This is a genomic window from Dysgonomonas sp. Marseille-P4677, assembly GCF_016652235.1.
GTDB lineage: Bacteria > Bacteroidota > Bacteroidia > Bacteroidales > Dysgonomonadaceae > Dysgonomonas.
The window spans coordinates 39,013-51,682 of record NZ_JAEPKU010000014.1; the positions used below are offsets into that span (position 1 = coordinate 39,013).

Annotated in this window: 14 protein-coding genes and 1 tRNA gene; 9 read left to right on the forward strand and 6 right to left on the reverse strand. The window is 36.0% G+C overall.

What is annotated here, in order from left to right; all coding sequences use genetic code 11:
• Positions 1-36 precede the first annotated feature (36 nt).
• The 9 genes from JGH11_RS04920 to JGH11_RS04960 all read left to right on the forward strand — a co-directional run bounded on the left by JGH11_RS04920 (position 37) and on the right by JGH11_RS04960 (position 8,136).
• Entirely contained in the window at positions 37-666 is a 630-nt protein-coding gene (locus JGH11_RS04920; RefSeq protein WP_201110456.1) for a DUF4141 domain-containing protein, read from the forward strand.
• A complete protein-coding gene (traJ, locus tag JGH11_RS04925; RefSeq protein ID WP_201110457.1) occupies positions 666-1,658 on the forward strand; it encodes a conjugative transposon protein TraJ in 993 nt (330 codons plus the stop codon). Before JGH11_RS04920 ends, traJ begins: the two co-directional genes overlap by 1 nt.
• A 10-nt stretch (positions 1,659-1,668) precedes the next feature.
• The gene (traK, locus tag JGH11_RS04930) at positions 1,669-2,292 is read left to right on the forward strand and encodes a conjugative transposon protein TraK (RefSeq protein WP_201110458.1); all 624 of its coding nucleotides are present in this window, start codon (positions 1,669-1,671) and stop codon (positions 2,290-2,292) included.
• Between the two features lie 11 nt (positions 2,293-2,303).
• Positions 2,304-2,570 carry a TraL conjugative transposon family protein gene (locus tag JGH11_RS04935; protein WP_201110459.1) on the forward strand — a complete coding sequence of 89 codons (267 nt, stop codon included), beginning with the start codon at positions 2,304-2,306 and terminating at the stop codon, positions 2,568-2,570.
• Positions 2,563-3,825, forward strand: a complete 1,263-nt coding sequence (gene traM / locus JGH11_RS04940; RefSeq protein ID WP_201110460.1) for a conjugative transposon protein TraM — start codon at positions 2,563-2,565, stop codon at positions 3,823-3,825. Before JGH11_RS04935 ends, traM begins: the two co-directional genes overlap by 8 nt.
• 21 nt (positions 3,826-3,846) lie before the next feature.
• Positions 3,847-4,830 (forward strand): conjugative transposon protein TraN, encoded by a 984-nt coding sequence (gene traN / locus JGH11_RS04945; protein WP_201110461.1) that lies wholly within the window; start codon positions 3,847-3,849, stop codon positions 4,828-4,830.
• 1 nt (position 4,831) lies between these two features.
• Positions 4,832-5,407 carry a conjugal transfer protein TraO gene (locus tag JGH11_RS04950; RefSeq protein ID WP_201110462.1) on the forward strand — a complete coding sequence of 192 codons (576 nt, stop codon included), beginning with the start codon at positions 4,832-4,834 and terminating at the stop codon, positions 5,405-5,407.
• 11 nt (positions 5,408-5,418) lie between these two features.
• The gene (locus JGH11_RS04955) at positions 5,419-5,850 is read left to right on the forward strand and encodes a DUF3872 domain-containing protein (protein ID WP_201110463.1); all 432 of its coding nucleotides are present in this window, start codon (positions 5,419-5,421) and stop codon (positions 5,848-5,850) included.
• Between the two features lie 300 nt (positions 5,851-6,150).
• Positions 6,151-8,136 (forward strand): WG repeat-containing protein, encoded by a 1,986-nt coding sequence (locus tag JGH11_RS04960; protein WP_201110464.1) that lies wholly within the window; start codon positions 6,151-6,153, stop codon positions 8,134-8,136.
• Between the two features lie 43 nt (positions 8,137-8,179).
• Here the strand turns inward: JGH11_RS04960 and JGH11_RS04965 are convergent, their stop codons facing one another.
• The 6 genes from JGH11_RS04965 to JGH11_RS04990 form a co-directional block, all read right to left on the reverse strand.
• Positions 8,180-8,782, reverse strand: coding sequence for a hypothetical protein (locus JGH11_RS04965; protein ID WP_201110465.1), 603 nt, complete (start codon positions 8,780-8,782; stop codon positions 8,180-8,182).
• A gap of 10 nt (positions 8,783-8,792) precedes the next feature.
• A complete protein-coding gene (locus JGH11_RS04970) occupies positions 8,793-9,056 on the reverse strand; it encodes a hypothetical protein (RefSeq protein WP_201110466.1) in 264 nt (87 codons plus the stop codon).
• 335 nt (positions 9,057-9,391) lie between these two features.
• Positions 9,392-9,928 carry an ORF6N domain-containing protein gene (locus JGH11_RS04975; RefSeq protein ID WP_201110467.1) on the reverse strand — a complete coding sequence of 179 codons (537 nt, stop codon included), beginning with the start codon at positions 9,926-9,928 and terminating at the stop codon, positions 9,392-9,394.
• Position 9,929: 1 nt separating this feature from the next.
• Positions 9,930-10,319, reverse strand: coding sequence for a hypothetical protein (locus tag JGH11_RS04980; protein ID WP_201110468.1), 390 nt, complete (start codon positions 10,317-10,319; stop codon positions 9,930-9,932).
• Positions 10,320-10,327: 8 nt separating this feature from the next.
• Complete coding sequence (locus tag JGH11_RS04985; RefSeq protein ID WP_201110469.1) at positions 10,328-11,554, reverse strand: site-specific integrase; 1,227 nt, start codon at positions 11,552-11,554, stop codon at positions 10,328-10,330.
• A gap of 281 nt (positions 11,555-11,835) precedes the next feature.
• Positions 11,836-11,909, reverse strand: a tRNA-Arg gene (locus tag JGH11_RS04990).
• Positions 11,910-12,670 lie beyond the last annotated feature (761 nt).

Below are 12,670 nucleotides of genomic sequence, written 5' to 3' on the forward strand. Positions count from 1 at the left end.
ATAAACAATTATTTATTCATTAAAAACAAATTCAATATGAGAATAAAATTCTTCATGTTATGCGTGAGCCTTGTGCTTTTCGCTGGCAAAATAAATGCCCAATGGGTAGTTGCAGATCCCTCGAATCTGGCTCAGGGAATAGTCAATACTACTCGCCAGATTGTACAGACATCATCTACTGCAAGCAATATGTTGAACAATTTTAAGGAAGTTCAGAAAGTTTATAATCAGGGAAAAGAATATTACGATGCCTTGAAAGCTGTAAATAACTTAGTCAAAGATGCCAAGAAGGTACAACAAACGATTCTGATGGTCGGAGATATTTCGGATATCTACATCAGTAATTTTGGAAAAATGCTGAGCGATCCGAATTTCTCTGTGGATGAGTTAAATGCCATTGCCGACGGCTATGTGAAACTCTTGGAGCAAAGTAACGATGTATTGAATGAGTTGAAAGGTGTGGTCAATATTTCGACACTCTCACTATCCGATAAGGAGCGTATGGATGTAGTAGATAATACTTATGACAGAATGGTCAACTATCGAAATCTGGTCAAGTATTACACGAATAAAAATATCGGGGTCTCTCTGCTTCGTGCCAAGAAGAAGAACGATACAGACCGTGTGATGTCCTTATATGGTAATCAATCAGAAAGATACTGGTAATGGATTTTGATAATCTACATCAGATACTCCGAGCCTTATATCAGGACATGATGCCACTCTGTGCTGATATGGCAGGGGTAGCCAAAGGGATTGCAGGTTTGGGAGCGTTGTTCTATGTCGCTGCCCGTGTATGGCAATCCTTATCGAGGGCGGAGCCTATTGATGTTTATCCCTTGCTTCGTCCTTTTGCTATCGGTTTGTGTATCATGTTCTTTCCAACGGTTGTATTAGGCACTATCAACAGCATTATGAGTCCTGTGGTACAAGGAACAAACAAGATGTTGGAAACTCAGGCTTTTGACATGAACACTTATCGGGAACAGAAAGACAAGTTGGAATACGAAGCTTTAAGACGAAATCCTGAAACAGCCTATTGGGTCGATAATCAGATTTTTGAGGAACAGTTAGATCAGTTGGGTATAACCGATGCCCCTCAGATAGCAGGGATGTATGTCGAAAGGGGAATGTATTCTTTGAAAAAATCGGTGCAGAACTTCTTTCGGGAATTATTGGAACTACTCTTTCAGGCTGCTGCACTGGTTATTGATGTTATCCGAACCTTCTTTCTAATTGTACTTGCCATATTGGGACCTATTGCTTTTGCTATATCTGTTTGGGATGGCTTCCAATCGACACTTACACAATGGCTGACACGCTATATAAGCGTCTATCTGTGGCTACCCGCATCAGATTTGTTCAGTTGCATTTTAGCTCGTATTCAGGTGCTTATGTTGCAGAATGATATTACTGAATTACAAAATAATCCTGCTTACTCAGTGGACTCATCCAATGCAGTCTATATCGTATTTATGATCATTGGTATTGTGGGTTATTTCACTATTCCCACTGTGGCAGGGTGGATTATTCAGGCAGGAGGTATGGGTAATATGAGTAAGAATGTGAACTCTTCGGCTCAAAAGGCAGGAGCTATTGCAGGAGGTGCTGCGGGTGCAGCAGCAGGAAATGTAGGAGGAAAATTATTAGGTCGTTAATTTTAAAATTATGGAATTTAAATCACTAAAAAATATTGAATCAAGTTTTAAGCAGATACGCATCTTCGGTATTGTGTTCTTGTGCCTATGTGCTGTGGTAGCGGGATATTCTGTTTACAGTTCCTACCAGTTTGCAGAAGCACAACGCCAAAAGATTTATGTGCTTGATGGTGGAAAATCGCTGATGCTGGCTCTGTCGCAGGACTTATCACAAAACAGACCTGTGGAGGCTCGTGAACACGTGAAGCGTTTCCACGAACTCTTCTTTACGCTGTCTCCTGATAAGTCGGCAATAGAAAGTAATATTCAGAGAGCCTTGCTTCTAACAGATAAGTCAGCTTTTAACTATTACAAAGACCTTGCAGAAAAGGGTTATTACAATCGGATAATTTCGGGGAATATTAATCAAACCATACAAGTGGATAGTGTCAATTGCAATTTTGATACCTATCCGTATGATATCTCGGTATATGCCCGAATGATGATTATTCGTGAGAGTAACATCACCGAACGTAGTTTGGTAACCCACTGTAAACTATTGAACTCTGTACGTTCAGACAATAATCCGCATGGCTTTACCATCGAAGGATTCGAGATCAAAGAGAATAGGGATATCCGAGTGTTGAATCGCTAATGGTACTGTCTATGAAAGAAAAAATCAAAGATGCAGGCTATTGGATAGAGGATAAGCTCAAAGACTTGTGCGGAGAAATTACTCCTGACAAGCGACTGACCGTTGTCCTGATCATGCTTTTGCTTTTCACGCTACTCAATCTCTATTTTACATTTACCACAATTGCTAATTGGGGTAGAAAACAGGAGAAACGGGAGCAATTGAAGATAGAGCATATCAAACACTTGGATATTAGAGAGTCTGATAAAAATTATTTTAAAGAAGAAACAGATGAGTGAAACAAATAAAAATGTCGAGCTAAAACAGAAATTTAAAAGATATGGAATTTTTGCCCTGATGGGAGTGCTTTGTTTGGCTTCTATATGGATGATCTTTAGACCATCCGAAGTTGATAAAGCAAAAGAACAGCAGGGAGTCGGTTTCAACACGGATATTCCTGATCCCAATGAGCAGGGTATCATTGGGGACAAGAAAGATGCCTACGAACAGGAGCAAATGAAGCGACAACTGAATGATCGGATGCAATCTTTACAGGGTTATGCGGATATGTTAGAAAATTCCAAAGCAGAAAAGGTAAATCTGAATTTGGGAGATGAACTGAAACAAATAGAAAAACCTGCACCAATAAACAACTCTGTTTCAGCTTATCGGGATATTAATAAGACATTAGGTAATTTCTATGAAAAGCCTAAAGACGATCCTGAAAAAGAAGAGATGAAAAGGAAGTTGGAAGAATTGGAAGCCAAGATGCAAGAAAAGGAGAGTAAACAAAATACCATTGACGAACAGTTAATATTGATGGAAAAATCCTATGAAATGGCATCCAAGTATTTACCACAGGGGCAACATGAACAGAATAATTCATTGAAAAGTAAGATTGAAAACTATCCGAATAATTCTACCAATGGAAAAACAAAAGTCAGCCCTGTTCGTCAAATACAAAAACAGACTGTATCGGCTTTAGGTCAGAATCTAAGTAATGAGGAATTATTCTATTTGTACGACCAACCCCGAAACTTTGGCTTCAACACGATGAATGCCCAAACAGGTGCAAACGAGAAGAATACCATTTCGGCAGTTATCCATGACGATCAGGTAGTGGTAGATGGACAAACAACCCGACTTCGACTAACTGAGCCATTGGTGGCAGGCTCGACTCTGATTCCCGAAAATACTATTCTAACAGGTTTGGCTAAAATACAAGGGGAGAGATTGGATATTCTGATCTCTTCTATTGAGTATCAGGGAACAATTATTCCTGTAGAAATGGTAACCTATGACACCGATGGGCAAAAAGGGATTTACATCCCCGGCTCATTGGAGATGAATGCAGCCAAAGAGATAGTTGCCAATATGGGGAATAGTGTCGGCACAAGTTTTACTATGACACAGAGCACAGGAGCTCAATTAGCATCCGATCTAAGTAAAGGAGCTATTCAGGGCGTATCGGCTTATATGCAAAAGAAGATACGTCAAGTAAAGGTTACGCTCAAATCAGGCTATCGCATTATGCTGATGCCAAAATCAAATTAATCAACTTTTAAATTCAAGAAAATGAAGAAATATATAATTGTACTCACATTGCTTCTAATCACAACTATGAGTATCCATGCACAAACCGAAGAGAATAATAAGGAGCAATATACTGATGAATTGCAGTATCAACTGCAAGATGCTGTAAAGCCATCTAAGGGAGATTATTACGAAGGATTGTCCAAGAAAATCACTTTTGACAGAATGATTCCTCCTTACGGATTGGAGGTTACTTTTGATAAGACCATTCACATCATCTTTCCTGCATCCATTCAGTATGTGGACTTAGGCTCTAACCTGATTGTAGCAGGTAAAGCAGGAACTTCGGAGAATGTGTTACGAATAAAAGCGGCTATCCGAAATTTTGAAACGGAGACCAATATGGCAGTCATTACTGAAGAAGGCAGCTACTATACTTTCAATATCAAATATTCGGATGAACCTGAAAAACTGAATGTTGAGATGAAAGATTTTATGCACGATGGTATTGCAACAAATCGTCCCAATAACTCGATGGATATTTACCTGAAGGAGTTGGGTAGTGAGTCACCTAGAATTGTATATCTGATAAATCGCTCCATCTATAAAAATGATAAACGTCTGGTAAAGCATATCGGTTCAAAACGTTTTGGTATTCAGTATCTTTTAAAAGGAATTTACACACATAATGGACTTCTATATCTGCATACTTCGATTAAGAACTCGTCTAATGTTCCTTTTGATATTGATTTTGTAAGAATGAAGATTGTAGATAAGAAATTGGCTAAACAAACTGCTATTCAAGAAACGGTTATTTATCCACTTCGTGCTTACAACTTTATTTCTACAGTTGGCGGAAATCAAACTGAACGAACTGTATTTACCATTGATAAAATAACTATCCCGAATGATAAACATTTGGTCATAGAACTTTTTGAGAAGAACGGCGGTCGGAACCAGACCTTTATTGTCAAAAACGCTGATTTGTTGAGAGCCGAAGAGATTAATGAGCTAAAAGTAAAATAAGATGAAACGAATAGTATTGTTAATATTGCTGAGTCTTGCCCTGATAGGGCAGACTCAGGCTCAACGCTACTTAGCAGGGCAAAATGGTATTCAGGTATCGGGTTCTTTTGTAGATGGTTTTAAGCTAAAAAATGAGGCCAAACAAGCCTTTGCAGCGGGAATTGCTTTATCGACCTATCTCAAGAATGGTAACCGATGGGTATTCGGTGCTGAATATCTGCAAAAGAAGCATGGGTATAAGGATATACTTATACCTGTGTCGCAAATAACAGCCGAAGGTGGTTACTATTTGAAATTTTTGTCCGACCCTTCGAAAACATTATTCTTCTCAATTGGAGCTTCTGCTATGGCAGGTTACGAAACTGTGAATTGGGGCAAAGAATTACTCTTTGATGGGGCGACAATCACAAGTGAGGATAACTTTCTGTATGGTGGTGCAGTCACGTTTGAGGTAGAAGCTTTCTTGTCGGATCGCTTTGCAGTTTTGCTCCATGCTAGAGAGCGGATACTTTTCGGCTCGTCTATCAATAAGTTCCATACTCAGGTAGGAATAGGTTTTAAATTTATAATAAACTAGGAAAATAGAAAATGAAAAAAATAGCATCATATATAGTATACACGATACTGCTTGCCTGTATCGCCTGTGCTTGTAGTGATAATCTTGATATTAAGCAGGATTATGAGTTCCAAGTTACTCACTTACCAGTCCCGAAGAAATTAAAGAAAGGGGAGGTCGCAGAAATCAGATGCCAGCTAGAGCGTTCAGGCAGATACGAAAATATAAAGTATTTCTTTCGCTACTTTCAGCCTGATGGTATTGGAGAGTTGAAAATAGATAATGGAACAATATTTCTCCCGAATGATTACTATGACTTAGATCGGGAAACGTTTCGCTTATACTACACTTCTCAATCCGAAGAGCAACAAGTGATTGATATTTATTTCTTCGACTCCTTTGGAAATAGCTTTACTCTTTCATTCAGCTTTAATAACGATAATTCAAAAGAGGAGGAAGAATAACTATGATGACGATGATGGTTATCTCGTACATTATCACATGGATAAATATAATTTATTCATTATTGACTGCTCCGAGTGATGTGGAATTGTGGGGCGAGGAAGTGGAATAGATTGTCGCTATTTGGTTTTGGAGTAAACGCTTGAATTTTTCTTTCAAGCGTTTACTTGTATATTGAGAAATTTATGTTGAGAAAGTCTTACCTTTATGGAATATAGTAAGATAACTTATCTAATCTAGTAGAACATATATTAAAACTAAAATATATGGTAAAGTTTTTTATATTTAAATTTAGTTTTGCTATGAAACGAATAATAATATTGGCTATATGTCTACTGGTAGTACATTCTACTGGTATTTGTCAAAATAATGAAATAGAATACTATACCTACAAAACAGAAACTTCTACAAATAATTATGATTTAGAATACTCTCGGATCGCAGCGAAGGATCATTCTTCTTGGGGTTTCATAAATAAAGCAGGGAAAATCGTTATTTCTTTGGGTAAGTACAAGTTCTTGAATCCAATAGATGAGAAAGGAATGATTTTGGCAAAAAAAGGAGATAAAGAGGGGTTTATAGATATTAATGAAAATATACTTATCTCTTTTATTTATGATGATGTAGGAGTCTTTTCTGGATCTGTAGACTTAGCCCCTGTTATAAAGGATAAAAAACAAGGTTTCGTAAATCGTAAGGGAGAAATTGTCATTCCCTTGGAATACGATGCTTTTTCATATGTCACTTATTTTTATGCTCCCGGACTTGCTATATTATTGAAAAATGGGAGATATGGAGTAATCGATTCAGTAAATAAAATTATTATACCATTCGAATATGATAAAATAAAGTGGTCAGATACAAAAGACTTTTTTGTTGTTACAAAAGATAAAGAATTGGCGAATTTTTCATTTGAAGGTAAAAAACTAACAGACTGTAGAGATTATCAGATAGTTACAGGTTCTCCACTTGGATATCTTCCCACTAACGACAAAAATCTTCCAATATTGGTTAAATCCAGAGGTAACCAAAAGCTTTCAAGTGAAATAAAGAATAATATCGATTATATGAATGGAAGCGAAAGAGTTAAGGATTCAATGCTTTTACAAACAAACGAAAAGTTCGCCTATATTGACAAAGAGGGGAATTTTATTGTTCCATTTGGCAAATATGGTACTGCTAAACCTTTTGGACTAGGGAGAAAAGCTATAGTCGCGAATAAAGGAATATATGGAATTATTGATGAATACGGTAAGCAAGTATTACCTCTCGAATACGAATTTGTAGAACGTCCTTCTCAGTATTCTAATTATGCTGATATTTTTGTGGCTACTAAAGGTAAGGAAATTACGATTCTTGACGAAAATATAAATGTTATACCTGTAAAAGGTATAGCTTCTTATATCGATTGGAATGGTAATTTGGTCGTTTCAGATATAAACGATAAAAAGGGTGTTGTTAATTATTCGGGGCAACAAACCATACCATTTGAATACGATACATTATTTCAGCGCAGTTCTTCTGGATATATTGCAAAGAAGGGGGATATGTATGGATATATCACTCACAAAAATAAAATCATCAAACCCTTTAATTATAAATACATCTATGAAATTAAAGATGGACTAGTTTATGTGAATCAGGAAGGCAAGGTTGGAATGTATGATGAAAAAGGTAGAATAAAAATCCCATTTGAGTACGATGCTATCTACGATACATGGTATAATAACTCTGATTCCGAAAAGACTCGATTTATTGTTGTTCAAAATGGGAAAGTTGGCACAATAGATGAAGATAACAATATTGTTATTCCAATTATATATGGAGCTTTATCAGGATGGGTAGAGTATGGACCCGAAGCTCATTTTGCGAGAAAAGATGGTAAATATGGACTTATATCTCATGAAGGGAATATTATTATTCCAATAGAGTACGAATATATAGGAATTCCTTCAGGAGGTATCATCAAAGTTCGTAAAAATGGGAAGTATGGTGCTGTATCATGGGAACATAAAGAAATCTTACCTTGTAAATATGAAAAGCTTGTTTTGGATATTCCTTTTTTTATATTTGATGACAAGCAAGAATCTAAGCTAGTGGCATTGGATGACGGTGTATGGAAGTATTTTAATACAGATGGAAAGCTTTTGCGAGATAATATAGCTGAGGGCGAGATAATGAAAAATTATGACTATATTTTTAAATGGGGAGAGCCATCCAACGAAGGATATGATTTTCATATGCAACAATATTCAATTATGGACTTATTAGAAGACAAAGTAAATTAGGCTATTTCAATTTCTAAAAAAAACACACATAAACAACTTATTACTAGATCAATATATTGAAAAGTGATAACTGAACTGCTTTTCTTCCTGTAAGCTCATCAAATAGTTCTTTAGCTTGCATTAGAACCTTTGTTGTATATTTATCAGAGACGGAAGAATCCCTTTTCAAGCCTTTCATCATTTCTTCCAATGCTGTAACTAGACATTCTTTTCGGGAATCAAAGATTTTTCCCCAAGCATTTAGCCCATAACCTGATCCTCCAGTAGAATGAGAATAGGACATTCCATAGGACCACTTTCCATTTATACCTCTGCCAATGGTTATATGATTGCTCACTGCCCATCCATCCCGATGTGGAAATTCAAAATGCTCTTTCTCCAAAAACTCTGATCTCTCTAACCATCCATATTTATTAAATTCTTTTTTCGTAAAGCCGAATAGTAGATGACGGTCGTAATCTCTTTTGTTCATAATGATTTGTCGGGGAGAATCCCCAAAACTCTCATAATAATCAATTACATCCGTTTCGTTTTTCCAAAGAGCCTTCAAGTATTTTGCAGCTTCATGCCTTTCAACCCTGCAATAATTAACTTCTTGCATTAGCTCTAACTTTTGATATTTATCTAGTGATTTATAGTTGTCCATAGCTGTGTTTTTAAAAGAAGAACATTAGGAATAAGGAGGTAAGAATGATAAGGGACAGGAGAGAGAAAATAACCTTTATCAGAAACCTGACAATTTTGAAAAGTAAACATATCATCAGATAGGTACTGACGAGGCTTACTACCATAAGGATATTGATACTCACTTGACTGATTAGCCATAAGCCAAGAGCCACTACTGCTGCCCACAACCCCAATTTTATGATGATTCCAGAGCGGAGGGAGTTTTGTTTCATTGTTTTTGTTTCGTTTCTCATAATTGCGACATTTTTTTGCGTCATCCGTCGGTCGGTCGTTTTATGTTTCAAGGGCAATAATGAGGTATAGGTATTTTAGCGAGGCATATTTTTTCGGAATAAATACGCTCACCTGAAAGGAACGAGGAAGATTTGTTTCGAAAATCCGAAGGACTAGAATATGTACTACTAAAATCCGTACATACCTTTGCCTATTGAACTAACGACCGACCTATGGATAACTCCGTTGAAACGTGGAGTAATTATAACAGGAGAAATGAAAAAGAAAATTCGTTAGATTATTAAAATAGGCTATCCATCCGGATAGCCCATCTATATAAGTTATGTGTATCAATTCACTCCTTCGGTTTCTTTTTTACTGTATGCTTGACTTTCAACACAGAAAAATTTAACTCGATTGTAGTTTCTGTTCCTACAGTTTGAAAATCACTACTCAAGACATCTGAAATCAGTTCTCCACTTCGTTGCATCAGTGATTTTTGCATCTCCTTATCGGCAGTTTCTGAAATCTCAGCCATACTTCGAGATAATTCACGAACCTTTGCAAATGTTTCAATAATGGCGATGGTCGTTTCGGTTGCTTTAGGAGATTTGAGTATTGTTGCAACCATATACAAACCTTTTTCAGAAAAAGCTTTTGGACTAATTCTAGCCATATTTAATCTTGTGGTCGAAAATTTCGACCGCAAATTTTCAAACTCTTCTTCGGTTAGGGAGATAATATACTCATCAGGAAATTTATCAGGATTATTCTTCACTGCTTCATTGATACGTTTGGTCTTAACACCATAAAGTTCAGCTACATCACTATCCAAAATAACTTGTTTATCTTGAATCAAAATTATCTTTTCTTCTATTTTTTGCAGTTCCATATTAATTCAAATTAAATGACGAATACTCTTTGATAATTAAGTTACAGTCGATAAACTCGCTGTTCGATTTGCGTAATGAAGAAAATACCCATTCCCTAAACACTTTTGTACAAAGCGTTTCTATCCTAAAACTTAAAAAGATAATTACCTCCAAATTGTAATATATCCGAATACACTCGCCGTGCTTCGGGCAAGTGTAACGATGCTCTTTGGTAACCTCATTTTCTTTCAAAAGATTATCTTTAAATATCCTTCTCTGTTGGTTATTTATTGCGGGAATATTCACTCCGAATAAATCAGCAATCTCATTTATAGTCATCCAAACTGTCCCATCTACTAATTTCACTTCGATGGTATTCGTTTCTGAAAATTTGATATATCCTGTTTTCATAGGTCGTATTATTTAGCGGTTTTTCTTGTTTTGTAGACTCTAGCTAGGCTATCCATATCCGAACTTAATTTCTTATCTACAATGCGGGCATAGATTTGAGTTGTTCTTACATCTGTATGTCCGAGCATTTTTGAAACTGTTTCAATAGGCACTCCATTAGCGAGCGTAACCGTACTTCCGAACGTATGCCGGGCAACGTGGCAGGTGATAGGCTTCGTTATCCCACAGATTGTAGCAATTTCCTTCAAGTATTCATTCATCTTCTGATTGGAACAAACAGGAAATAACTTCCCATCTTTTTGCTTACCTCTATAACGCTCTACAATTTCCAAAGGAATTTCAAGTAAACGGATATTGGATGGTACATTCGTCTTTTGACGCTTGGTCATTACCCACTGATGCCCATCAAAAGCAGTCTTGATATTATCTTCGGTCAATTGAGCTACATCAATATAACTAAGTCCGCTGTAACACATAAAAATGAAAACATCACGAATCTGGCAAAGTCGTTCAGTCAGAAACTCTTTCTTGTAGATTATATCAATTTCTTCTTGTGTAAGAACTTCACGAACGACTTTAGTCGTTTTAAATTTAAAACTAGCAAAAGGGTCCGCTTTAATATCTGCACCCGTACTCTTGATATAATTGAATACTGCTCTGAAACGTTGTATAAATTTTAACGCCGTATTGTTACTACAATCGTGTTCATTCTGCAAGAACAAAAAGAATTTTTCAATAAAGAGGGGAGTAAGTTCTATAATCGGAATATCCGACAACTTGTTTTCTTTCTTGATAAACTCTTGCAGTCGTTGTCTGGTCAGTTCGTAACGCATATGTGTCGTATGCGATGTGTGGTTTCCGATTTTGAGTTTATAGAATTCATTATGCTCTGTAAAATATTCCAGAAGCATTTTTCTTTTATCGGTATCAATACCTAATAAGATGTTTTTGATTTTTTCAGGCAGTACATAGCCTTGTTCGTGCAGATACTTGTGATACAGATCCGTTGCTCTAACCCGCATAGCATCCAATAATCTGTTTAGTTGTATAATTTCAGACGAGCGTCCGATTCCTCGTCCCATTTTTTGTTCCCATTGGTCGGGATCAATTTGTAACTTAGTACTGAATTGAGTCATCTCTCCATTAATAGTGATGCGAGCCATCACAGGCACTTGACCATTCTCATTTTTTCTGTTTTTCCTTAAATAAAACAGGATGGTGAAAGTTGATTTCATAATCTTCTCTTTTTTGTTGGTAAAACTATTATTTAACTCCAACTCTTTGGAAGATATTTCACTGCCAATATTCGACAAATGAGAAACTTATGATCTAAATCGTTACCTTAGTTTGATTTTTCAGAATGGTAACGAATTGGGTAACGATTAACTGTCTTTTAGTTGCTTTTTCGTGGCTATCGTTGTCATAGGGGGAAATAAAAAAAGACTCCTAAATGTGTCATTTAGAAGCCTTTGTCTTGTTTTTGCGTTTTGTTGTCTCCAACTTTCCGACCTTTTAGTGATCCGAGCGGGATTCGAACCCACGACCCACAGCTTAGAAGGCTGTTGCTCTATCCAGCTGAGCTACCGGACCTCACCTTTTGCTTTTAAGCGAATGCAAAGGTAATAGATTTTTGCTTTAATGCAAAAGTTTTTTTGAAAGTTTGTAAGATATTTTAGGAAGGAATTTGGGGTGATAGAATTAAGGAGGAGATACTATAAATATTCAATAAAAAGCAGAATTGTTCCGTCCTGCAAAAGGAACTTGCATCACCTTATTTTTTTAATAAGTATGCATTTATATAACACAACTAAATAAATATAAGAGGAATAAGTGATGTTCTTGTCGGATTTGGGTGGCCAAATTCAAAGTTTTAATCTCAAAAAATGATCTATTATGGTAAGTGTTTGTGAAATCAGATACCATATTTTAGATAAACTAAGAAAAGAAAAGTGTAGAAACGATAGGGGATGAATGTATATTTGTAAAACCTGATAGGAAATCATTATCAATTAGTTTGACTATTTGATAGAACAATAGAGGCAGAATAATACTTTTCTTTTAAAAATATATATGTAAGAATATAAGTTGTTAAACTTAAAGTGATGATTTTCTAGGAATACTATAATGTCAACAAGTTTTAGAGATATTGCTGATCACCTTTGCATAATTAAGGACTCGAAGTTTATTGTGAATGTCTGATTGTGTATAAGTTAGTGATAATATTTAGTGTAATTGGTTGAAACATGTCTATATTTTAGAAGTTTATATAGGCTAGAATTTCTTCTTTTAATAGTTATCTGTAAATCATATATTTACAGATAACTATATATAGTTATCTGTAAATATATGAT